This window comes from Streptomyces chisholmiae (genome assembly GCF_031845445.1).
Classification (GTDB): domain Bacteria; phylum Actinomycetota; class Actinomycetes; order Streptomycetales; family Streptomycetaceae; genus Streptomyces; species Streptomyces chisholmiae.
This window is the reverse complement of the sequence record NZ_JAVREO010000024.1, coordinates 77,151-99,673: the sequence shown is the minus strand read 5'-3', so window position 1 is coordinate 99,673 and position 22,523 is coordinate 77,151. Positions and strand designations below refer to the sequence as shown.

Sequence of the window (22,523 nt, the reverse complement as noted above, 5' to 3'; positions counted from 1 at the left end):
GGTTCCAGTGCACGGCGTGCGGGTTCGCGGCCAACGCGGACCACGTCGGCGCGACGAACGTCCTCAACCGGGCCGGGCTGGCCCTCCGCGCGGCGGCCTAGCCACCGACGCAGGAAGCCCGCGCGTTAACGCGTGGGTGGAGTCACGAACTCCCTGATCGCCTCGACGTCGTGCACCGCGCAGGCGTTCTCCCAGCTGGCGATGATCCCGCTCTCGGACGGGCCGGCCGCCGGGCCGTCCCCGCCGAAGGTGTTCCCGGGCGGCCCCGACTCCTCGTTCCCGCCGCATCCCCCGGCGAGCAGCACGGCCACCAGGGCCCCCGCGATCGTGCCGTGCGTCGCGCGACGTTGGTGCTCCACCACTGTCCCCCGTGTTCCGGCCCCGGTGCGGTGGGGCGCACCACAGCGCACCGGGGCTTGGTATCTCCGGGACGCAGCCTCCTACCCGACGCTTACCTGATGCTTTCCTCGGGTGGGCGGGCAGCCGTGCGGGGGACGGGATCGGGTCAGCGGACGGCGTCGCCGGGTGCCGCGTCCAGCAGGGGCAGTTCGTCCCGGTGGGGCAGTCCCTCCCAGTCGCCGTCCCCGGCGACGGCGAACGCGCCGCAGGTCACCGCCCGGTCCAGCCGCTCGGCCGGCCCCAACCCGTCGAGCAGGCCGGAGAGATAGCCGGCGCAGAACGCGTCGCCCGCGCCGACCGTGTCCCGCACCGGCACCGCCCGGGCCGGCGCCGCGTGCCGGCCGCCGGCGGCGGTGAACAACCCGGCGCCGTCCCCGGCCCGTTTGACCACCACCTCGTCCAGGCCACCGGCCAGCAGCTCGGCCACCCGGGCGGCCTCGTCGGCGCCGGCGTCCCCGGCGACCACCGGCAACTCGTCGGCGGACGCGATCAGCACGTCCAGCCAGGGCAGCAGCGGGCGCAGCGCGGCGGCGGCCGCCGCCATGTCCCACAGCCGGGCCCGGTGGTTGACGTCCAGCACGACCCGCCAGCCGGCCGCCCGCCCGTGCCGGGCCGCCGCCAGCACGGCGGCCAGCGGGCCCGGGCCCAGCGCGGCGGTGATGCCGGTCAGGTGCAGCACCCGGGCGCCGGCGGCGAGCGCCGGGCGCAGGTGTTCGGGCTGTTGTTGGGACGCGGCCGAACCGGCGCGCCAGTAGTGCACCCGGGCCAGGTCGGCGACCCGCCGTTCGCGCAGCATCGCGCCGGTCGGCGCCGCCGGGTCGGTGGTCGCGTGGCTGACGTCCACCCCCTCGCCGCGCAGCGTCCGCAGCACCAGCCGACCCGGCTCGTCCGCGCCCAGCCGTCCGGCCCAGGAGACCCGGTGCCCGAGCCTGGCCAGGCCGATCGCCACGTTGGCCTCGGCCCCGGCGACCGTCGCCCGCGGCCGGGCGCCGACCGCCAGCGGCCCGTCCGCCTGGAGGGAGAGCATCGCCTCCCCGAAGGTGAGCGCCGCCACCGGCGCCGTGCCGCCGGTCACGACGCGCCGCCGGCGCCGGCCAGGGCGGCGGTGAACGCCCGGGCCCGGGCGCGCAGTCGCGTCAGGTCGCCGCCGTGCGCCGCGTCACCGACCAGCGGCCCGCCGACGCCGACGGCCAACGCGCCGGCGGCCAGATACTGTTCGGCCGCCGCCGCGTCCACCCCGCCGACCGGCACCACCGGCAGCTCGGGGAACGGGTCGCGCAGCGCCCGCAGGTAGGCGGGCCCGCCGGCCGGTCCGGCGGGGAAGAGTTTGACCGCGGTGGCCCCGGCCGCCATCGCGGCCACACACTCGGTGGGCGTCAACGCGCCGGCCAACACCGGGAGTTCGGCCTCGACCGCGGCCGTCACGCCGGTGCCGAGGGCGGGCGTGACGATCCAGCTGGCACCGGCGTCCCGGGCACGGGCGAGGTCGTCGGCGGTGACCACGGTGCCGGCGCCGATCAGCGCGTCGTCCCCGACCTCCCGGCGGACCTCGGCGATCACCCGGCAGGCGTCGGCGGTGGTGAGCGACACCTCGACCAGGCCGACGCCCTCCTCGGCGAGTGCCAGCACGGTGCGCAGCGCGGCCCCGGCGTCCCGGCCGCGCACGATGGCGGCCAGCCGGTCGCGGCGCAGCCGCGCCAGGAACGGTTCGTGCTTCATCGACAGGCTCCTTCGTTCTCGCTCCGCGCCACTGATCTCGCTCCGCGCCGCCCGGTTCCGCGCGCCGTCCGCCGCGCGGCCGTCCTCCGGGCCGCACCGGCGTTGAGCACCGGGCCGCTCATTGCCGGGCTGTTCGGCACCGGCCCGTTCAGGACCGGGCCGTTCGCCCCCGGGCTGTTCAGCACCGGCCGGTTCACGACCGGGCCGTTCAACACCGGGCCGTTCAACACCGGGCCGCTCACCGCCCGGCCGGTCACCACTCGGCGAACGAGCCGTCCGGGTGGCGCCAGACCGGCCCGCGCCAGTCCGGCGCGCTGTTGTCGGCCGCCCGGACGGCCCGTTCGTCGACCTCGATGCCCAGGCCGGGCGCGGTGGGCCGGCGGAAGTGCCCCTCGTCGAACCGGAACACCTCCCGGTCCAGCACGTAGTCGAGCACCTCGGCGCCGGTGTTGTAGTGGATGCCGATGCTCTGTTCCTGGATCAGGAAGTTGGGCGTGGCGAAGGCGATCTGCAGGCTGGCGGCGAGCGAGACCGGGCCCAGCGGGCAGTGCGGGGCCACCGGCACGTCGAAGGTCTCGGCCAGCGCGGCGATCCGGCGCACCTCGGAGATCCCGCCGGCGTGTGAGAGGTCCGGCTGGAGTACCGCCACCCCGGCCTGCAGCGCCGGCAGCACGTCGGTGCGGGAGAACAGCCGCTCGCCAGTGGCCAGCGGCACCGGCGAGGTCTCGACCAGGCCGCCCAACAGGTGGCTGTACTCGGGGAGCAGGGGTTCCTCGACGAAGAGCGGGGCGCTGTCGGCCAGGTGCGGCAGCACCCGGCGGGCGTTGGCGACGCTGAACCGGCCGTGGAAGTCCAGCGCGAAGTCCCGGTCCGGGCCGAGCACCCCGCGGGCCGCCGCGGCCCGCTCCAGCAGCTGGTCCAGGTCGGCGACGGTGGCCAGCCGGTTCATCCGGCCGCTGGCGTTCATCTTCACCGCGGTGAAGCCGGCCGCCACCTGGGCGGCGACCGCGTCCGCGACCTCGGCCGGCTCGTCCCCGCCGACCCAGCTGTAGGCGCGCACCCGGTCCCGGACCGGCCCGCCGAGCAGCACGTGCACGGGCACCCCGAGGGTCTTGCCGGCGATGTCCCACAGTGCCTGGTCGAGGCCGGCGACGGCGCTGGAGAGCACCGGGCCGCCCCGGTAGAAGGAGCCCTTGGTCATCACCTGCCAGTGGTCCTCGATCCGCGACGGGTCCTGGCCGATCAGGAGTTCGGCCAGCTCACCCACGGCGGTGCGGACGGTGGCGGCCCGGCCCTCCACGACCGGCTCGCCCCACCCGACGACGCCCTCGTCGGTCTCCACCCGGCACAGCAGCCAGCGGGGCGGGATGGCGAAAGTCTCGATGCGGGTGATCTTCACGAAGGACGCTCCTGGCCTGTGCGGGTGGGGGTCGGGATAAGGGGGCCGGCCGGTCAGGCCCCGCCCTTGAGTACGCTCCAGCCGCCGTCGACGACGAGGGAGGCGCCGGTGACGAACGAGGCGTCCTCGTGCAGCAGGAACGCGATGGCCGCCGCCACCTCCTCGGGGCGGCCCAGCCGGCCGGCGGCGGTCTGTTCGGCCGAGGCGCGCCGGTCGGCCTCCCCGATGCCGTCCCAGGCCGGCGTCAGCACCGGGCCCGGCAGCACGGCGTTGACCCGCACCTCCCGGCCGTACTCGACCGCCAACTGCCGGGTGAGGCCGGTCAGTCCGGCCTTGGCGGCGGCGTAGGCCGGCCGTCCCGGCAGGCCGACCAGCGCGTGCACGGAGGAGACCAGCACGGCGCTGCCCCCGGTGCGGCGCAGGTCCGGCAGGCAGGCCCGGAAGCCGAGGTAGGAGCCGGTGAGGCCGACCGTCAGCTGGCGTTCCCAGTCGGCGGGGGCCAGTTGGTCGGCGGCCGCGATGGTGACCGTGGTGGCGTTGCTGACCAGGCCGGCGACCGGGCCGAAGTGTGCGCCGGCGGCCTGGACGGTGGCCGTCCACTGGGCCTCGTCGCCGACGTCGCAGCGCTGGTAGAGGGCGCGGCCGCCGGCCGCCTCGATCTCGGCCACCACGGCCGCTCCGGCGTCCGGCCGCACGTCGGCGACCACCACGCCGGCGCCCTCGGCGGCCAGCCGGTGTGCGGTGGCCGCGCCGATGCCGGACGCGGCGCCGGTGACCAGGACGCAGCGGCCGGCGAACCGGCCCTGGCTCGGGGGTGCGGATGCCACGGCACGCTCCAGACGCGGTTCGGGGACAGCTGGTTGGGCGGTGGTGTCGGGAACACCACACTGGCTCATTAAATATGAATTAACCGGTGCTGCCAAGAGGTGCCAGGCCATCGACGCACCCCAAAACGGCCGGCGCCGCCCGTCGGGTCAGTCGAAGAACACCATGTTGACCAGGGCCACCCCGCCCACCACCACGATCAGCCCGCGCAGCACGCCGGGCGAGAGCCGCCGCCCGAAGCGCGCCCCGGCCAGCCCGCCGGCGGTGGCGCCGGTCGCGATCAGCGCGACCACCACCCAGTCGATCGCCTCCCAGGTGACCAGCATGAAGGTCACCGCGGCCACCGCGTTGACGCCGGTGGTCAGCAGGTTCTTCAGCCCGGTGATGGTCTGGAGGGAGTCCGAGGTCAGCACGCTCAGCAGGCCCACGATCAGGATGCCCTGCGCCGCCCCGAAGTAGCCGCCGTAGATCCCCAGGCCGAAGACCGCCGCCGCCACCCCGGCCAGTCGCCGCCCGGTCGGCGGGCGCGGTTCGGCCCCCGCCCGCCGGCGCTCCGCCCGGCGCCGCACCGCCGGGCCGGCGACCACCATCACCAGGCCCGCCGCCACCAGCAGCGGCACGATCGTCCCGAACGCCTCGGCCGGCAGCAGGAGCAGCAGCAGCGCGCCCGCCACACCGCCGAGCAGCGAGGCGGGCAGCAGCGCCCGCACCAGCCGGCGCTGGCCGGCCAGTTCGGCTCGGTACCCGAACGTTCCCGACAGCCCGCCGCCGACCAGGCCGATGTTGTTCGAGACGTTCGCCACCAGCGGCGGATAGCCGAACAGGGTCAGCGTCGGAAAGGTCACCAACGTGCCGGAGCCGACCACCACGTTGATCATGCCGGCCCAGAACCCGGCCGCCGCGATCAGCGGCCACTGCACCCACTCGGTCACGGCCGGCACCGCCCGGGCACCCGGGGCGGGCGGTCGGCGACGCTCTCGGGCGGACGGACGCTGACCGGCACGGATACCTCCTCGGCGGACGAGTCGGCCCACGGTATCCGAGCCGCCGGCACTCCCGGCAGCCGGTCCCACCCCGTTCGCCGCACTCCATCCGCCGCATCCCGTTCGCCGCGCCCCGTTCAGCGGGGCCGTCCAGCGGCCCGCGCCGCGTCGTCCGCTCGGCCCCGTCGCCCGCACGCGAGCCGAGCCGCCCGCTCAGCCGCGCGCCAGCAGCTCCCGCAGCGCCGCCGCCACCGTGCCCGGCGCCTCCTCGGCCATGAAGTGGCCGCAGGAGACCGTGCGGTGGTCCAGGTCGGGCGCCCACGCGCCCCACAGCGCGGCGGCCTCGTACCCCAGCTGGGCGCCCCAGTCCTGCTGGAGCACCGTCACCGGCATCGCCAGCCGGTTGCCGGCCGCCCGGTCCACCCGGTCGTGCGCCGGGTCGATCCCGGCCGAGGCCCGGTAGTCCGCCACGATCGACGGCACCGCGGCCCGGCAGGCCGCGAGGTACGCCGCCCGCACCTCGCCGGGGATCGCCTCGGGGTCGTTGGTCCAGAGGTCGAGGAAGTGCCCGAAGAACGCGTCCGGCGCGGCCCCGATCAGCCGCTCCGGCAGCCCGGGCGGCTGCGCCATCAGGTACAGGTGGAAGCCGACCGCGGCGCTGACCCCGTGCAGCGCCTCCCACATGTCCAGCGTCGGCAGCACGTCGAGACAGGCCAGGTGGCTGACCGCCAGCGGGTGGTCCAGGGCGGCGCGGAACGCCACCAGCGCGCCCCGGTCGTGCCCCGCCAGCGCGAACCGCCGGTGCCCCAACTCCCGGGACAGGGCGACCACGTCGGCCGCCATGGTGCGCTTGGCGTAGGTCTCGGGGCCGTCCTCGGCCGGCTTGTCACTGGCACCGTAGCCGCGCAGGTCGGGGCAGATCACGGTGTGCTCGGCCGCCAGGTCGGCGGCGACGTGCCGCCACATCAGGTGGGTCTGCGGGAAGCCGTGCAGCAGCACGACCGGCGGCCCCGAGCCGCCGACCGCGGCCGACAGGGCGACGCCGTCGGCGACGGTCACCCGCTGGTGCTCGAAGCCGGGGATGGTGGGTGTCATGGGGAGTCCCTCTCGTGGTGCGGTGGGCGCGGCCACCGGCCGGTCCGGTGGCCCGTGCGCCCGGTTTCCACCCTGGGGCCGGCGAATGAGCAACCGATGAGCGCGCCCGAGCGGCCCGGGCCCGGCGGCGCCGCGCCCCCGGCGTTACGGTGACCGGAGTACGGAAGCAGAGGGCGGGCGGCGACGGATGCGGGTCACGGTGGGAGTCCTGGGGCCGGTGGCGGCCTGGGACGCGGACGGGCGGCCGCTGGGGCTGAAGGGGCCACGGCACCGGGCGGTGCTGGCCCGGCTGGTGGTGGCGCGCCGTCGGGTGGTCCCGGTGCCCCGGCTGGTCGCCGACCTCTGGGACGAGCCGCCGAAGGACGCGGTCAGCGCGCTCCGCACCTTCGTGGCCGCGCTGCGCCGCGCCCTGGAGCCCGACCGGCCGCCGCGCGCCCGCCCCCGGCTGCTGGTCACCGAGGGCCCCGGCTACGCGCTCCGGCTGGCCGACGAGCGGGTGGACGCCTGGCGGTTCGAGCGGGCGGTGACCGACGTCGCCGAGCTGCCGCCGGCCGCCGCGGTGGCCCGGCTGACCGAGGCGCTCGGCTGGTGGCGGGGCCCGGCCTACGCGGACGTGGCCGGGGCCGACTGGGCCCGCACCGCCGCCGGCCGGCTGGCCGAGCTGCGCTGCCAGGCGGTCGAGCGCCGCGCCGAGGCGCAGATCGCGCTGGGCGCCGCCGCCGAGGCCGTCCCCGACCTGGACGCCTACCTCAGCGAGCACCCGTGGCGGGAGGACGCCTGGCAGCTGCTGGTGCTGGCGCTCTACCGGTCCGGTCGGCAGGCCGACGCGCTCGCCGTGGTGCGGCGCGCCCGGCACACCCTCGCCGAGCGGCTCGGCGTCGACCCGGGCCCGCGGCTGCGCCGGCTGGAGGCCGACGTGCTGCGGCAGGCCGAGCACCTCGACCCGGGCCCCGGTGGCAGCGCCGCCCAGATCTGGGCGCAGGCCACGGCGGCCTACGAGCGGGCGCTGCCCCCGTCGGCGCACACCCGGCTGGAGTCCACCGCCGGGCTGATGCGGGACCTGGCGGTCACCGGCGGCGGTGGGCTGGCGGCCGCCGGCCGGCACCGGGTGGCCGCGGTCGCGGCGGCCGAGCAGCTCGGCGACCCGCTGCTGACCGCCCGGGTGATCGGCATCTACGACGTGCCGGCGAACTGGACCCGCGCCGACGACCCGGAGCAGGCGCGTTGGCTGGTCGCGGCGGCCGAGCGGACGCTGGCCGCGCTGCCGGCCGGCGCCCCCGAGCGGGCGCGGGCCCGGTTGTTGGGCACCGTCGCGCTGGAGTCCCGGGGCACCCTGCCGGTGGACCGGCCGGCCACGGCCGACCGGGCGTACCGGGCCGCCGCCGAGGCGGAGCGGATCGCCCGGCGGCTGGCCGACGGGCCGCTGCTGGCCTTCGCGTTGAACGGGGTCTGGATGCAGACCTTCGAGCGGACCGGGCTGGCCGGCCGGCGGGACGCGATCGGCGCCGAGGTGCTCGACCTGGCCCGGCGGCACGAGCTGGTGCGGTACGAGGTGTTGGGCCACCTGATCCGGCTCCAGGCCAGGGCCGCGCTCGCCGACCCGGCCGGCGCCGACCGGCACGCGACCGCCGCCGACCGGCTGGCCGAGCGGCACGGGCTGGCCCTGGTGGGGGTGTTCACCACCTGGTACCGGGCGTCGCGGGTGGCCGCCACCGGGTCCGCGTCGGCGGCCGAGGCCGCCTACCGGCGGGCCGCCGAGGCCCTGGTCGGGGCCGGCATGCCGGGGCTGGCGGCCGGGCTGCCCGCGGTGGCCGCGCTGAGCCTGGCGCTCCGGCACGGCGGGCCGCTCCCCGAGGTGCCGGCGGCGGAGTGGGGTCCTTACGAGGTGTGGGTGCGGCCGCTGCTAACGGCCTGGCGGGGGGAGCGGGCGGCGGCCCGCGCGGCGCTGCGGGCGCTGCCGGCGCCGCCCCGGGACCTGATGAGCGAGGCGCTGTGGTGTCTGGTGGGCCGGGCGGCGCTGCTGGCGGGCGAGCACGCGGCGCTGGCCCGGGCGGTCGAGGCGCTGCGCCCTGCGGCCGGCGAGGTGGCCGGCGCGCAGGGCGGCCTGCTCGATCTCGGCCCGGTGGCGGAGCACCTGGCCGCGTGGACGGCGGAGCTGGCCGGGAACGACCGACCCCGCGACGACTGACCCCGCAGCGACTGACCCCGCGACGCCCGACCGGCCGCCGGCGACGGGTGGTCGCCGGCGGCCGGGCGGGGGCGGAGTCCGCTCAGCCCTTCAGGCCGCCGCTGATCATGTCCAGCCGCCAGAACCGCTGGAGGAAGAGCAGCAGCAGGATCAGCGGGACGATGGACAGCGCCGTGCCGATGATGGCGATGCCGTAGAGCGACGGCTCCCCCGAGCCCTTGGCCAGCAGCGTGTACAGGCCCAGGTTGATCGGGTACTTGTCCTCGTCCGAGAGCATGATGAACGGCAGCAGGAAGTTGTTCCAGCTGCCGACGAACTGCAGCATGAAGATGGTCACCATGCCGGGGAACATCATCGGCAGGCCGATCGAGGTCAGGATGCGGTACTCGCTGGCCCCGTCCAGCCGCGCCGACTCGATGGTGGAGTCGGGCACCGAGGCGTCCGCGTAGACCCGGGCCAGGTAGATCCCGAACGGCGAGATCAGCCCGGGCAGCAGCACCGACCAGTAGCTGCCGACCATGTCGGTCTTGGTCATGATGATGTACTGCGGGATCGCCAGCGTCATGCCGGGCAGCAGGACGCCCGCCAGGATGGCGTAGAAGAGTCCGGTCCGGCCGGGGAACTCGTATTTGGCGAAGGCGTAGCCGGCGGCGGTGGAGATGACCGTGCACAGCACGGCCCCGAGCCCGGCGTACAGCAGGCTGTTGGCCGCCCAGCGCAGGTACTGGCCGTCGCCGTAGGCGAACAGGTCGCCGATGTTGTCGAACAGGCCGGTGCCCGGCTGGAAGGTGAACGTGGAGAACAGCTCGGCGTTCGACTTGGTCGCCGCGACCACGATCCAGGCGACCGGGATGAGGGCGTAGAACGCGCCGATCAGCAGGACGACGGTGGGCAGGATCTTCGCCCGCTGGTGGGGCAGCAGCCCCTCGCGGCGTCGGGTGGCGGTGGCCTGGCTCATCGGATGCCCCCGAACGCCCGGCGCTGGGTGACCTTGAGCAGCACCAGCGAGACGACCAGGGTGCCCACGGCCAGGATCACCGAGCCGGCGGCGGCCAGCGGCAGGTCGTCCCGGATGAACCCGTCCCGGTAGATCTGCATGAGCGGCACCCAGGTCTGGGAGATCTCGTTGGTCATGGGGCTGAGCATGGTGGGCTCTCCGTATACCTGGATGGTGCCGATGAGGGCGAACAGCCCGGTGATCACCAGGGCCGGCGCGACCAGCGGGATCTTGATCCGCCAGGCGATCCGCCACTCGCTGCACCCGTCGATGCGGGCCGCGTCGTAGAGCTCGGCGGGGATGCCGCGCAGGGACGTGTAGATGATGATCATGTTGAAGCCGACGCCGCCCCAGATGGCGATGTTGGCCAGCGAGGGGAAGATGGCGCCGCCGTCCAGGAACGGGATGGTGCCCAGCCCCAGCTTGTCGGTGACGTAGCTGAACGGGCTGGTGGACGGCAGGTACATGAAGCCCCACATCAGCGAGGCGACCACGCCCGGCACCGCGTAGGGGATGAACACCGCGGTGCGGGAGAAGCGGCGGGCGCGGGAGCTGGCGTTGTCCAGCAGCAGTGCGAAGAGCAGCGCCAGGCCCAGGGTGAGCGGGACGGCGATCAGCCCGTAGAGGGTCAGGCGGCCGAAGCCGGCCCAGAAGTCGCCGTCGGCCAGCACCTGGGTGTAGTTGGCGAGGCCGACGAAGACCTCGCTGCGGATGCCGAAGACGCCCTCGTCCACGATGCGCAGGCCCTGGGTGCTCAGGAAGAGCGAGTAGCCGATGGGTATCGCCACGAAGGCGGCGAACAGCACCAGGGCCGGGGCCAGCAGGACGAACGGCGCGCGGGTACGGGGGCCGCGCCGGCGCTCCCGCGCCGGGCGGCGTGGCCGGCCGGTGTCGGCGGCCGGGGTGGTGGAGGTCATGGATGCCCTGTCCGTTGCGGGGTGGAGGGGAGTCAGTCGGTGACGTCGAAGCCGACGCGCGTCATGTCGTCGAGCACGGTGCGATGGGTCTCGCGCAGTGCTTCGGCCAGTGGCCGCCCCCCGCGGACCGCGGCGGAGACCGCGTCGTTGTAGGCGTCGGCCGCGGTGCTGACGTTGGGGCCCCAGGCGATGGAGGGCACGGTGTGGTCGGCGGCGTAGGCGGCCACCTCCCAGTAGTCCTCCTGCTCGCCGGTGAGCGGCGGCGCCGGGCTGGCGGCGGCGGTCTCCTGCCCGCTGAGACTGGCCGGGTACTGGCCGTCGGCGATCTGCAGGTCGACGGCCTCCGGCGCGGTGTTCATCCACATCGCGAACTCGGCGGCCTCCTCCGGGTGGTCGGAGTTCTTGGTGACGGTGAGCGCGGTGCCGCCCTGGAGCGCGACCTCGGGTCCGTCCCCCTCCCAGTGCGGGAGCGGGGCGATCGCCCAGTCGCCGGCCTGGCCCTCGGCGATGCCGTAGATCACGCCGGGCGCCCACAGCGCGGACGGCCAGGTGAGCACCTCGCCGCGGTTGACCCGGTTGTTCCACTCGGGGGTGAGCAGCGGCTCGGACCGGACCAGATCCTGGTCGATCAGGTCCTGCCAGTACTCGGCGACCCGCATGGTCGGCTCGTCGTCGATGCCGACCGTCCACTCCCGGTCGGCCACCGACCACCAGGCGGCGCCGGCCTGTTGGGCCAGACCGGCGAAGTTGCCGAACTCGGTGGGGGCGAACGTCGCCAGGTGGGTGTTCGGGTCGCGCTCCCGCACCTGCGCCGCGACCTCGGCGAACTCCTCCCAGGTGGCCGGCACCTGGATGTCCAGTTCCTCGAACCTGGCCCGGTTGTAGAGCAGCACCATCGGGCCGATGTCCTGCGGGATGCCGTACACCTCGCCCTCGAACCTGGTCATCTGCCAGATCTCGGGGGAGAACTCGTCGGTCACCGCCTCCGTGTAGGGGGCGATGTCCGCCAGTACGTCGGAGACGACCATCGCGGGGACGGTCTGGTACTCGACGCAGGCGATGTCCGGGGCGTTGCCGGCCCGGCTGGCGGTGAGCAGTTTGGTCGCGGTGTCGGTGCCGCCGCCGGCGTCGGTGTGCCGGACCTGGATGTCCGGGTGCGCGGCGTTGAACGCCGCGACCTTGGCGCCCTGCGCCTGGCTCCAGCACCAGTAGTCCAGGGTCACCACGTCCCCGTCCGCCGGCCCGCCGGCGCAGCCCGCCAGCAGCAGTGCGGCGCCGGCCAGCGCGGTGGTCAACCGGGTGCGATGTCGATCAGCCATTGTCTCTCTCCCCTGGACCCGGTGCTCCGGCCGGCGCGGGGCGGCCTCGCGTCGGCCGACAGCTGTCGGCCGGTCCCGACGCAGGACGGCTCAAGCCGGGCAGTTGGTTTCGTGCCGGAGTCAACCTAGGCCACTGGGGGAAGAGTGTCACTACCCTTGACCGGAGAAACCCGGCATCAGTGGTCGGCTGGGCCCTCAGGACGGAGATAGTTAATTGCGTATCAAAACCCAGGCGCGGGCTGTTCTCGTCGCCGCCCGCGTCCTCCCCACCGTCCGCGCCGTCCGCGTAGGGGTGCCCGGATGACCGACGACCGCCGGGGACCGCGGCCCCACCGCCCCGCGGGCCGCCCGGCGCTCGACCTCTGGGGGACCGTGACCCCGGCCGCCCGGCCGGTGGTCCGCGAACTGCTGGTCAACGGGCCCGGCACCCGCACCGACCTGGCCCGCACCCTCGGCCTCTCCGGCGGCAGCCTCACCCGGCTGACCAAACCGCTGGTCGAGGCCGGGCTGGTGGCGGAGCGCAGCGTGGTGCACGACCCGGACAACGGGCGGCCCACCCGCCCGCTGGACATCGCCGGCGACGGCCACCGCTTCCTCGGCGTCAAACTCACCGCCGACCACCTCTACGCCGTCGTCACCGACCTGCGGGCCACCGTCCTGGCCGAGCGCGCCGAGCCGCTGGCCGGCCGGACCCCGGAGGCGGTCTGCGCCCAGGCCCGCCGGCTGCTCGACGAGATGGGGCCCGACGGCCCGCCCGAGGCGGCCGGCGTCAGCCTCGGCGGCCACCCGCGACCGGCCGGCGGGGCCGGCCCGGACGGCACGGCCGAGCAGCTGTGCGACGCCCCGTTCCTCGGCTGGCGCGACGTCCCACTGGCCCGGCTCTTCCGGCGGACCACCGGCCTGCCCACCGTGGTGGACAACGACGTCGCCGCGCTGGCACACGCCCAGCACTGGTTCGGCGCGGCCCGCGGGCACCGGGACTTCGCCCTGGTCACGGTCGGCGCCGGCATCGGCTACGCGCTCTTCCTCGACGGCCGGATGCGCCCCCTGTCGGCGCTGGACCTGAACGGCTTCAGCCACCATGTGCTCGACCCCGGCGGGCCGTTGTGTCCCGACGGGCACCGCGGCTGCCTCGCCGCCCACCTCTCCACCCAGTCGCTGCTGGCCGCCGCCGCCCAGGGCCTGCGGCGCCGGGTCACCCTGCGGGAGGTCACCGAACTGGCCGTCGCCGGCGACCCGATCTGCCGGAGCGTGGCCGGCTCGGCCGCCTGGGCGCTGGGCGCGGTCGCCGGCACCATCGCCAACCTCACCGGGGTGCGGACGGTGATCGCCGCCGGCGAGGGCGTCGAACTGGTCGGCGCCGCCCGGGCCGCGCTCGCCGACGGCATCCGGCAGCGCCGCCACCGGGACCACCACACGCTGGAGGTCTCCCTCGGCCCCGACAGCTTCACCGAGTGGGCCCGCGGCGCAGCGGTGACCGCGATCCGCGCCTTCGTGGTCCGCGACCCGGCCTGACCAGCCGTTCCACGTCCGCGCCAGCCGCGCGCTGAGCCCGCCGGGCGGCGGCCCGGTGTTGACGGGAGCGGCCTGACTGCGTAGACATGACTGCGCAGTCATACGCGGTGCTCCCGACACGCGGAGCCCGCCACGGTGGTGTCGTCAAACGGTCCGGTCAAACGGTCCGGTCAAACGGTCGGGGGAGAGCGGTCATGGCACGAGGGGCGACCCGGGGCCCGGGCGCTGGCGCGCCCCGCGGGGTGGACGTCGCCCGCCGGGCCGGCGTCTCGCAGAAGACGGTCTCCCGGGTGCTCAACGACGAGCCCTACGTCTCGGCCGAGGTGCGCCAGCGGGTGCTGGCCGCCGCCGCCGAGCTGGGCTACCGGCTCAACACCGCCGCCCGGGCGCTGGCTTCGGGCCGGACCGGCTCCATCGGCGTGGTCACCCTGGGCACCGCGCTCTACGGGCCGGTCACCATGCTGATGAGCATCGAACGGGCCGCCCGCGATGCCGGCTACGCGCTGCGCGTCGTCAACACCGTGGAGGGCGACCCGGACGGCATCACCGCCGCCGTCAACTCCCTGGTGGAGCAGGGGGTGGACGGGGTGGTGGTCTCCGAGCCCATCGACGAGGGCGCCTTCTCGTTCCGCCCCGACGTCCCGGTGCTGGTGCTGGGAATGCCGGCCGCCTTCTTCGCGCCCCCCGCGGTGACCGTGCCGGGCCACGCCGCACAGGCCGCCCGGTCCGCCACCGAACACCTGCTGGAGCTGGGCCACCTGACGGTCCATCACGTCGCTGGTCCGGCCCGCTGGTACGCGGCCGGGGACCGGCTGCGCGGCTGGCGCGCGGCGCTGGCCGCGCACGGCCGCCCCGAGCCGCCGGTCATCGAGGGCGACTGGTCGGCCGCCTCCGGCCGCGCGGCCGGCCGGCGGCTGGCCGCCGACCCCGGGGTGACGGCGGTCTTCGCCGCCAACGACGAGATGGCCGTCGGGGTGATCCGCGCCCTGGTCGAGGCCGGCCGGCCGGTGCCGGCCGAGGTCAGCGTGGTCGGTTTCGACGACATCCCGCTGGCGGCCTACCTCAACCCGCCGCTGACCACCGTCCGCCAGTCCTTCGACGCGGTGGCCAGGGAGGGGCTGGCGCACCTGCTGCGGGCCATCGAGGGGCCGGACGCCGCCCCGCCGCCGGCCGGCGACCCACCGGTGGAGCTGGTCGTGCGCGGCTCCACCGCGCCCCCGCCGGCCTGACGCGCCCGTCAACCACCGCCGCCCGCCCGGGAGACGGCTCGGCGGGGCGCCCGACCGTCCACCACCAGCGACCACCGCACGCGGATACCAACCCGGAGGTTCTGTCATGCCCGAGCTGCCGCCCCGCGTCCTCTTCGGCGCGGCCTACTACCACGAGTACCAGCCCTACGAGCGGCTGGAGACCGACCTCGACCTGATGGCGGAGGCCGGGTTCACGGTCATCAGGGTCGGCGAGTCCGTCTGGTCCACCTGGGAGCCGGAGAACGGGCGCTTCGAACTCGACTGGCTCCAGCCGGTGTTGGACGGTGCCCACGCCCGCGGCATCTCGGTGCTGCTGGGCACCCCGACCTACGCGGTGCCGCCCTGGCTGGCCCGGCTCTACCCGGAGATCGCCGCCGAGCGCGCCACCGGCGAACGCGTCCCCTGGGGTGCCCGGCAGGAGATCGACATCACCCACCCGGCGTTCCGGTTCCACGCCGAGCGGGTGATCCGCCGCATCGTCGGCCGGTACGCCGAGCACCCGGCGGTCATCGGCTACCAGGTGGACAACGAGCCGGGCCTCGAACTCCTCCACAACCATGGCGTCTTCCAGCGCTTCACCGACCACCTGCGGGCCAGGTACGGCGACGTGGCGACCCTCAACCGCGAGTGGGGGCTGGTCTACTGGTCGCACCGGCTGTCCACCTGGGCCGACCTGTGGCGGCCGGACGGCAACGCCCAGCCGCAGTACGACGTCGCCTGGCGGGAGTTCCAGGCCCGGCAGGTCACCGAGTTCATCGGCTGGCAGGCCGACCTGGTCCGCGAGTACGCCAGGCCCGGCCAGTTCGTCACCACCTGCGTGGACTACCCGCGCCCCGCCGTGGACGACTACCGGCTGGCCGGCCGGCTGGACGTCACCTGTGGCAACTCCTACTACCCGATGCAGGACGCGCTGGCGCACCCCGGCACGGCCACGCCCGCGGACGCCCGGCCGGCCGACGACGCCTCCCGGACCTGGGCGGTCTTCCAGAAGGCCGACTGGATGTTCGCCTCCCGCCAGGAGCCCTTCCTGGTCACCGAGACCAACGCCAACGCCATCGGCTCGCCCTGGGAGAACCTGCCGGCCTTCGACGGCCAGTGGCGGCAGGCCGCCTGGGCGCAGATCTCCCGGGGGGCCCGGATGATCGAGTACTGGCACTGGCACACCCTGCACTTCGGCACCGAGACCTACTGGGGCGGGGTCCTCCCGCACAGCGGCCAGCCCGGCCGCACCTACCGCGAACTGGCCCGGCTGGGCGCCGAGTTGAACACCGCCGGCGCGCTGGTCGCCGGCCTGCGGCCGGACGCCGACCTGACCCTGGTCTACTCGACGCCGAGCAAGTGGCTGATGCGGAAGTACCCGCCGCTGGCCACCGCCGACGGCGGCCCGGACGCCGAGTCCTACCACGGCATCCTCGACCCGTTCTACCGGGGCGCGTTCGACGCCGGCCGGCAGGTCAGGCTGGTGCACGACCGGCAGTTGCACGACCCGACCAGCGCCGGCCCGGGCCCGAGCCCGGAGGAGGCCGCGCGCCGGCACCCGGTCCTGGTGGCGCCCGCCCTCTACCTGGTGGACGACGCGACGATCGACTGGCTGGCCGGCTACGCGCACGCCGGCGGCCACCTGGTCCTCGGCCCGCGCACCGCCTACGCCGACCAGGAGGCCAGGGCCCGGCACGAGCCGGCGCCCGCCCGGCTGGTCGCCGCGGCCGGCGTCACCTACGACGAGTTCAGCAACCTGTCGCGGGACCTTCCGGTGCGGGCCACCGCCGACGGCCCGCTGCGGCTGCCGGCGGAGGCCACCGCCACCCGCTGGGTCGACGGCCTGACCGTCACCGACGCCGAGGTGCTGGCCACCTACGAGCACCCGCACTTCGGCCGCTGGCCGGCCGTCACCACCCGCCGGCACGGCGCGGGCCGCGTCACCGTGGTCGGCACCGTGCCGGGCCGCGCGCTGGCCAGGGCCCTGGCGGGGTGGCTGGCGCCCACCGCGGCCCACGGCTGGTCGGGGCTGCCGGACTCGGTCACCGTCGCCACCGGCACCGCGCCGGACGGCCGCCGGACGCACATCCTGCACAACTGGGGCTGGCGGCCGGTCAGCGTGCCGGCGCCGGCCGAGCTGACCGACGTGCTGGCCGACGCGGCCGTGCCGGCCGGGGCGGCCGTCGAGCTGGCCGCCTGGGACGTCCGGGTGCTCGCCGGCCCGGCCGCCGGACGGGACTAGGGGGTGTGTCGAGAGTGGCTCGCTGAGGTGCGGGCGCTGGGTGCTTGGTGGTGCTGATGTTTGCTGGGCCCGGCGGCTCGGCGAGCGGATAGTCGGTTGACTACTCGCTCTGGTGGCGGATCCAATCACCAGCGTGATCACCCGGGCGCTCCTGCCGCGGCGAGACGTGATGAATGCGGACCGGCGGCCCTGACGAGGTGCGGTTCGGGCAGACCGTGACCGCATAGCCCCAAGGGAGACGTTAACCGATGACCACACCACCATCGCCGTCCGGAGCGGAGCACGCGGAGGGGGCGTCAGTCCGTGTGGGCGTACTCGTCCCTTTGACGCGGCCAGGCTGGGCCGAGGCGGGGCGACACTTGCTCGCGGGGTTCGAGCTGGCCGTTGCCAAGGTCAACGACACAGGCGGGATTGACGGCCAACCACTGGAGCTGGTGGTCCGGGACACCGCGGCCGATCCGGAGCGGGCCTCGGCGGCCGTGGACGAACTGGCCGCCCTGGGCGTGGCTGTTGTGGCGGGCGAGTATCACAGCGTCGTCGCCCGCGCCGCCGCCGGCCGGGCCGACGCCCTGGGCGTGCCGTTCCTCTGCTCGTCCGCGGTGCTTGACGAGCTCACCGAGGAGCCGACGGAGTGGGTCGCGCGCCTTGCCCCGGCGCAGTCCCGTGGCTGGCGGATCTACGCGGACTTCCTCCTCGGTGCGGGACGTCGCCGGATCGCCGTGGCGACCCAGCCGAGCGTCTACTGGGCGTCCGGGACCCGCGTCCTGCGGGAGCACCTGGCTTCACACGGCGGCACTGTCGTCGAACTCGACGCGAGCGCGCTCACCCCCGAGGCCCTGTGCGATGCGCTCGTGGACCACGGCGCGACGGCGCTGGTCCTGCTGGTCGGCCACCCGGAGCCGGCGGTGCCGATCGTCAGGGCCGTACGGGATGACGTGCGGCTCGCGGAGATCCTGATCGGCGCTCCGGCCGGACAACCGGAGTTCGCTGAATGGGCCGCGCTTCTGGGCGAGGACGGCGCCGAGATCCCGTTTCTGCGTTACCTGCCCGAGGTCCTCGGCCCGCTCGGCGAACGCGTCGAGAGGGAGCTTCGCGGGCGTCTGGGCGAAGCGCCCTCCTTCGTCGCCTTCGAGGGCTGGGACACCGTCACCGTCCTCGCCGAGGTGTTGCGTTCCCACGGCACGGACCGGGCGGCCATCGCCGAGTCATGGCCGCGCGTGGTGGTCGATGGCACCCGCGGGCCGATCCGGTTCTCCCGCACCACGGGCATCAGCGTCTGGCAATGGGCTTGGACACCGATCCAAGTCGTTGACCGGGACCCCGCGGAGCCCGATCGCTTTCGGATCCTGCGCGCCGGCTGAGAGGGCGCGGAGGCTCGACTGCCCAGGAGGCCAGACAGATCTCATAGCCATTCGTTCCGCGGAGAGCCTCCTCGCTGCCCGGCCGTCACCAGGATCGTCATGGGTTTCTGGCCCTGCTCGACGGCCAGGCGCGACGTGGTGCCGAACCCGCCGCGCGAGCGGCCCAACCCGTGATCACGAGACTCGGCGAACACGCCACCCGCCGGCTCCCTCTGCAGATCACCCTTGCTTGCGGGCCCCGGCCGCATGCTGATGAGCGCGGCAGACCGTGGAGTCGACGTTCAGGTTCCACGTGATCGCACCGTCCGCGTCGGCCATGGACGGAAGGCGGGCGAGGCTGCGGTGCCAGGTGCCGTTCCGCTGCCATCGACGGAAGAGGTCGTGGACCCGATTCCCGGGCCCGTACTCGGCGGGAACGTCCCGCCACGGAACACCGGTCCGGATCCGGAACCGTATGTCGTCCGGGCCGGGCAGGCGAGGTGAGCGCGGATGTTCCTGAACCCCCGGCGAACCCGGGCGGGGGTGAGCCGGTGCGTGGCGGTGGGTTTCTCCCACGGCCGGCGAAGGTCCTCGGCGAGGGGACGGGCGAGCCGGAGCTGGGTGTGAGCGACGATCAGTGTCCAGGTCCAGCGGTCCGCCGCCCATCTGGCAGCAAACTCATCCTCACGGCCTTCGTCGTGGTCACGTGCACCTTGGTCGGAGCACATGATCAGACGAAGGCCGCCCCTGCGTCCGGCAAATCCCCAGGTGAGCGACCTAGTGCGAGTCGTCGTTCGATGCTGGCGCCACATCGATCCACATATGCCGAGGCGAGTACGACCCACCGGGCTCAACAGCGCCTCCGTCTGCTCACCAGTCGATTTCTCCGGCCTCGTCTACGGAAGGATGGGCGACGGGATGGAGCAAGTCGGCCCGATCGTGGTGTTCCATGGCCATGGCCACCTCGTGGAGCCAGGATCCAAGGCTTGGCCACCCCAGGAAGTAGGCATGGTCGTCGTGCGGAGCGTGGCCAAGGTGGTTGTGCCAGAGGCCTGGGCCCGCGTCCATGAAGTGATCATCGCCATCGCTGCCGGCGAAGGGGATCCACTGCGTTCCCCACCAGGGATTTTCCTGCTCATCTGGGTCGTTCTCGCCTTCCCAGATCTCCATGCGCATCTGTCGCACTTCGGCGATTACATCCGTGGAGTACAGCGGGCCGCACGGCAAAATGCCGAGATAGGAAGAATCCCCGTCGTGACACAGCAGTGATGCGCGCAGGTCGGTGGGCAGCCCGACGCCCAACAGGACTTCGAGCTGGTCGATGGCATGGGGCGACGCCGGAGGACCAAGCTCCGCGAGTCGAGCGGGCGCATGCTGGGCCAGCCATGCGTCGATGCGCTGCCAGGAGGTGGCAACGGGTGGAATCACCGGCGTGATGCCGTTCAGAGGAGGCTCAATCATGAGCTGAAGGGTCTCACCCGGGTTCAGCAGCAGGCTTCGAGGGGATCGCTCTCATGCGCTTGGGCCGGGCTGGTAGATGAAGAACAAGCTGAAACCCGGCCGCCCGGCCGTGGAGTTGGCGCTGTCGGGCCGCCAACTCCCGCCGGGCGGGGGTCACTCGCAGAACACCCGCACCTTGCCGTCGGGCTGGTCGACGTCGACGCTCATCTCGCCCAGCTGCTCGATCAGTTCCTCGATGTGCTGCGGCTTCAGCTCGGTGAGGTCGAGCGGCACGCCGGCGCGGTTCAGCTCGGCGTTGACCCGGCTGAGCGCCTGCGGCGGGACGAGGCTGGTGAGCCGGACCCCGGCGCGCAGCAGTTGGAGCGGGATCTGGATGTTGACCCGGTTCGGCCCGTCCCCGCCCGCCTGGTCGTCCGAATCCACCACCACCCGCAGGTACTTGAGGCGGTGCGCGGTGCGCGGCTGGGCCTCCGTCGGTGTCCTGGGGGAATCGGGCCCGAGGGCGTCGATCAGCCGCTCGGCCTCGTCGGCGGTGATCCGCCCCTCGGCCAACAACTCCAGGATCTGACGGCGCTGCTCGTTCATGCTCGTGCTTCCTCTCTCCGGTCTGTGGATCTCGCTCATCTGACGCTGACCATGAGGGCCGAGCGGCCCTCCGCGATCTCGAACCTGGTGCCCGGCAGCGCCCACAGCACGGCCGCCGCGCCGCGCAGCGCGCCCACCGGGCTCACCCGGGTGGCGAGGCAGGCCACCAGTCCGGCCAGCACGGCGAGCAGCAGCAGCGGGAGAAGCACCAACAGCACTGGCAGTACCGGGATCTGGAGCCGCAGCCAGCCGCCGTTGGCACGGCGCCGGCGCACCGTCACCAGCTGCGGCATCATCGATCCCGCTCCAGCTCGGCCAGCGCCTCGGCGGCGCTGATCTCCCCCCGGCGCAGCCGGTCGATGACATCGGCCCCGCTGGGCGCCGGGTCGGTGGCGACGAAGTCGAGCCGCTCGGCGATCCGTTTCAGCCGGGACTTGATCGTCGGGTAACTCACCCCGAAGATCCGCTCCATCTCCTTGATCGAGCCGTGCGACCGGACGAACGCGGCGACGAACACCTGGTCGTCGACGTCGAGTTGGGCCAGCTGCGGCGGCTTGAAGCGGCCCTCGACCGCGACCTCGCTGTCCACCAGCCGGACCCGCTCGACCACGAACGGGCGCCCCTGGGTCAGCTCCGTCAGCTCCTGCCACTCCATCCTCGGCTCCCTCAGCTCGGCGACGCGCTCAACACCCTTTGTACCTCGGGTTTTTGAAAGCGTCAACGCGGAGAGTTGAAGATTCTGAAGTTCGACTTCAATAATCTTGAAGGTGGGGGCATTCGTTGGGGTCAGTCCGGCCGCGGCCACCAGTGGGGGAGCTGGGCCGCGATCTCGGTGGCGGCGGCCGCCACGTCGGTCTCGTCGCCGAGGGCCCAGGCCTCGAAGGCGGCGACCACCCCGCCCGCGATGTAGGCCGCCGGGTAGCCGGCGGCCCCGCCGGGGGCGGCCACCCCGAGCCGGGCCAGCTCGCCGATCGCGGCCGCCGCCCGGTCCCGTTGGGCCGCCACCAGCCGCCGGTGGAAGCCGGCGTCCGCGTCCGAGGTGAACAGCGTCCGGTAGGCGGCGCGGTGGTCGAGGATCTCCCGCAACTGGCCGTGCAGCGCCCGCTCGTAGGCGGCTGCCAGGTCGGCGGGGACGGCGGCGGCGCTCAGCACCTCGTCCGGCACCCGGGCCAGCCGGTCGACGGACTGGGCGAAGACCTCGGCGGCCAGGCTGCGGATGTCCGGCCAGTGGCTGTAGAAGGTGACCCGGTGCACCTCCGCCCGGCGGCAGACCTCGGCGACCGAGAGCGCCTCCAGCGGCTTCGCGGTGAGCGCGTCGAGCAGCGCGCCCACCAGTCGGGCGCGGGTGCGCACGGCGCGCGGCTCGGCGCGGTCGGCGGCCCTGGCGCTGCCGCGCCGGGCGGGGGGACCGGGCATGGGGCTCCTTCCGGGGGTCGCGACCGGCGGTAGGCGCCCCCCGGTCGGTGCTCAGCGTACGGAGGTCTGGCCCCCGTCGACCGGGATGAGCTGGCCGGTGATGAACCGGGACCCCTCGGAGGCGAGGAAGACCATCACCGGGCCGAGGTCGCGGTCCGGGTCGCCGTACTTCTGGCCCAGCGCGATCGACTGCTCGTTCTGCCAGTAGTGCGCGGTCATCCCGTCCTGGTCGAGCCGCCCGAGCGCCTCCTCGTACATCGGGGTGGCGATGGCCGGCAGGATCGCGTTGACCCGGACCCCGTCGGCGCCCCAGGCGGCCGCGGCGGTGCGGGTCCAGGAGTGCACCGCGCCCTTGGACGCGGAGTACGCGGGGGCCACCGGCTCGGCGCGCAGGCCGGAGACGGAGCCGAAGTTGATGATCGAGCCGCGCTTGTTGGGCGCCATCAGGCGGTGCGCCGCCTGGTTGGTGAGCATCGTGCCGCGCACGTTGACGGCCATCATCACGTCCCAGTCGGCGGCGGTGACGTGGGACGCGTCGCCGGAGCGCTGGATGGCGGCCGGGTGCGCCAGCACGTCGAGGCCGCCGAGCGCCTCGGCGGCCGCGTCGAAGGACCGGGTCACGGACTCCGGGTCCGCGATGTCCACCGTCATGAACGTCGCGGAGCCGGGGCCCGCCTCGGTGGCCTCGGCCGCGACCCGCTCGCCGCTCTCCTGGTCCAGGTCCATGCCCACCACCCGGGCGCCGGCGGCGACGTAGGCGCGCAGCGTGGCGGCACCCATGCCGCGCGCACTGCCGGTGACGATGATCCGGTAGTCGTTGAGTTCCATGTGCTGACTTCCTTGTCCACTGCCGGCGTTCCCAGGGTGGGGGCGCCGGCGCCACACCGCGCTGAT

Annotated in this window: 22 protein-coding genes and 1 pseudogene; 5 read left to right on the top strand and 18 right to left on the bottom strand. The window is 74.5% G+C overall.

The features are described 5' to 3' along the window. Positions 1 to 125: 125 nt before the first annotated feature. From RM844_RS28565 to RM844_RS28535, 7 genes are all read right to left on the bottom strand, one after another. Entirely contained in the window at positions 126 to 359 is a 234-nt protein-coding gene (locus RM844_RS28565; RefSeq protein ID WP_311670307.1) for a hypothetical protein, read from the bottom strand. Between the two features lie 146 nt (positions 360 to 505). Next, on the bottom strand, positions 506 to 1,426 hold the full coding sequence (locus RM844_RS28560) for a sugar kinase (protein ID WP_311670311.1): 921 nt from the start codon (positions 1,424 to 1,426) through the stop codon (positions 506 to 508). 44 nt (positions 1,427 to 1,470) lie between these two features. Next, positions 1,471 to 2,118, bottom strand: coding sequence for a bifunctional 4-hydroxy-2-oxoglutarate aldolase/2-dehydro-3-deoxy-phosphogluconate aldolase (locus tag RM844_RS28555; RefSeq protein WP_311670306.1), 648 nt, complete (start codon positions 2,116 to 2,118; stop codon positions 1,471 to 1,473). Between the two features lie 253 nt (positions 2,119 to 2,371). Continuing rightward, complete coding sequence (gene dgoD, locus RM844_RS28550) at positions 2,372 to 3,517, bottom strand: galactonate dehydratase (protein WP_311670305.1); 1,146 nt, start codon at positions 3,515 to 3,517, stop codon at positions 2,372 to 2,374. Between the two features lie 53 nt (positions 3,518 to 3,570). Then, positions 3,571 to 4,356, bottom strand: a complete 786-nt coding sequence (locus RM844_RS28545) for an SDR family NAD(P)-dependent oxidoreductase (protein ID WP_394814619.1) — start codon at positions 4,354 to 4,356, stop codon at positions 3,571 to 3,573. A gap of 135 nt (positions 4,357 to 4,491) precedes the next feature. Continuing rightward, positions 4,492 to 5,274, bottom strand: coding sequence for a sulfite exporter TauE/SafE family protein (locus RM844_RS28540; protein ID WP_311670303.1), 783 nt, complete (start codon positions 5,272 to 5,274; stop codon positions 4,492 to 4,494). Positions 5,275 to 5,538: 264 nt separating this feature from the next. Continuing rightward, a complete protein-coding gene (locus RM844_RS28535; protein ID WP_311670302.1) occupies positions 5,539 to 6,420 on the bottom strand; it encodes an alpha/beta fold hydrolase in 882 nt (293 codons plus the stop codon). Between the two features lie 187 nt (positions 6,421 to 6,607). Between RM844_RS28535 and RM844_RS28530 the strand changes: the two genes are divergently transcribed. Beyond that, the gene (locus RM844_RS28530; protein WP_311670301.1) at positions 6,608 to 8,608 is read left to right on the top strand and encodes an AfsR/SARP family transcriptional regulator; all 2,001 of its coding nucleotides are present in this window, start codon (positions 6,608 to 6,610) and stop codon (positions 8,606 to 8,608) included. A gap of 82 nt (positions 8,609 to 8,690) precedes the next feature. Here the strand turns inward: RM844_RS28530 and RM844_RS28525 are convergent, their stop codons facing one another. Genes RM844_RS28525 through RM844_RS28515 form a run of 3 tightly spaced genes read right to left on the bottom strand, consistent with a single transcriptional unit; the run spans position 8,691 to position 11,841 of the window. Beyond that, positions 8,691 to 9,566 (bottom strand): carbohydrate ABC transporter permease, encoded by an 876-nt coding sequence (locus RM844_RS28525; protein WP_311670300.1) that lies wholly within the window; start codon positions 9,564 to 9,566, stop codon positions 8,691 to 8,693. Further along, positions 9,563 to 10,522 carry a carbohydrate ABC transporter permease gene (locus RM844_RS28520; protein ID WP_311670299.1) on the bottom strand — a complete coding sequence of 320 codons (960 nt, stop codon included), beginning with the start codon at positions 10,520 to 10,522 and terminating at the stop codon, positions 9,563 to 9,565. The genes RM844_RS28525 and RM844_RS28520 overlap by 4 nt, the downstream gene beginning before the upstream one ends. A gap of 32 nt (positions 10,523 to 10,554) precedes the next feature. Further along, positions 10,555 to 11,841: an extracellular solute-binding protein gene (locus RM844_RS28515; RefSeq protein ID WP_311670298.1), complete on the bottom strand. Its 1,287-nt coding sequence runs from the start codon at positions 11,839 to 11,841 to the stop codon at positions 10,555 to 10,557. 300 nt (positions 11,842 to 12,141) lie between these two features. Between RM844_RS28515 and RM844_RS28510 the strand changes: the two genes are divergently transcribed. The 4 genes from RM844_RS28510 to RM844_RS28495 all read left to right on the top strand — a co-directional run bounded on the left by RM844_RS28510 (position 12,142) and on the right by RM844_RS28495 (position 18,188). Continuing rightward, positions 12,142 to 13,356, top strand: coding sequence for an ROK family transcriptional regulator (locus RM844_RS28510; RefSeq protein WP_311670297.1), 1,215 nt, complete (start codon positions 12,142 to 12,144; stop codon positions 13,354 to 13,356). Between the two features lie 194 nt (positions 13,357 to 13,550). Continuing rightward, positions 13,551 to 14,585 (top strand): LacI family DNA-binding transcriptional regulator, encoded by a 1,035-nt coding sequence (locus RM844_RS28505; RefSeq protein WP_394814618.1) that lies wholly within the window; start codon positions 13,551 to 13,553, stop codon positions 14,583 to 14,585. 106 nt (positions 14,586 to 14,691) lie between these two features. After that, entirely contained in the window at positions 14,692 to 16,827 is a 2,136-nt protein-coding gene (locus tag RM844_RS28500; protein WP_311670296.1) for a beta-galactosidase, read from the top strand. 248 nt (positions 16,828 to 17,075) lie between these two features. Beyond that, entirely contained in the window at positions 17,076 to 18,188 is a 1,113-nt protein-coding gene (locus tag RM844_RS28495) for an ABC transporter substrate-binding protein (RefSeq protein ID WP_311670295.1), read from the top strand. Positions 18,189 to 18,407: 219 nt separating this feature from the next. Here the strand turns inward: RM844_RS28495 and RM844_RS28490 are convergent, their stop codons facing one another. The 8 genes and pseudogenes from RM844_RS28490 to RM844_RS28455 all read right to left on the bottom strand — a co-directional run bounded on the left by RM844_RS28490 (position 18,408) and on the right by RM844_RS28455 (position 22,457). Further along, a complete protein-coding gene (locus RM844_RS28490; RefSeq protein ID WP_311670309.1) occupies positions 18,408 to 18,632 on the bottom strand; it encodes a transposase in 225 nt (74 codons plus the stop codon). A gap of 13 nt (positions 18,633 to 18,645) precedes the next feature. Further along, positions 18,646 to 18,829, bottom strand: a pseudogene (locus RM844_RS28485) (NF041680 family putative transposase); the annotation flags it as partial. Between the two features lie 208 nt (positions 18,830 to 19,037). Then, positions 19,038 to 19,628 (bottom strand): SMI1/KNR4 family protein, encoded by a 591-nt coding sequence (locus tag RM844_RS28480; protein ID WP_311670294.1) that lies wholly within the window; start codon positions 19,626 to 19,628, stop codon positions 19,038 to 19,040. A gap of 153 nt (positions 19,629 to 19,781) precedes the next feature. Continuing rightward, positions 19,782 to 20,213 (bottom strand): SHOCT-like domain-containing protein, encoded by a 432-nt coding sequence (locus tag RM844_RS28475; RefSeq protein WP_311670293.1) that lies wholly within the window; start codon positions 20,211 to 20,213, stop codon positions 19,782 to 19,784. Positions 20,214 to 20,248: 35 nt separating this feature from the next. After that, positions 20,249 to 20,509 carry a hypothetical protein gene (locus RM844_RS28470; RefSeq protein WP_311670292.1) on the bottom strand — a complete coding sequence of 87 codons (261 nt, stop codon included), beginning with the start codon at positions 20,507 to 20,509 and terminating at the stop codon, positions 20,249 to 20,251. After that, positions 20,506 to 20,868, bottom strand: a complete 363-nt coding sequence (locus RM844_RS28465) for a DUF2089 domain-containing protein (protein ID WP_311670291.1) — start codon at positions 20,866 to 20,868, stop codon at positions 20,506 to 20,508. Before RM844_RS28465 ends, RM844_RS28470 begins: the two co-directional genes overlap by 4 nt. A 131-nt stretch (positions 20,869 to 20,999) precedes the next feature. Continuing rightward, positions 21,000 to 21,629, bottom strand: coding sequence for a TetR/AcrR family transcriptional regulator (locus RM844_RS28460; protein WP_311670290.1), 630 nt, complete (start codon positions 21,627 to 21,629; stop codon positions 21,000 to 21,002). 51 nt (positions 21,630 to 21,680) lie between these two features. Then, on the bottom strand, positions 21,681 to 22,457 hold the full coding sequence (locus RM844_RS28455; RefSeq protein ID WP_311670289.1) for an SDR family NAD(P)-dependent oxidoreductase: 777 nt from the start codon (positions 22,455 to 22,457) through the stop codon (positions 21,681 to 21,683). Positions 22,458 to 22,523: the final 66 nt, after the last annotated feature.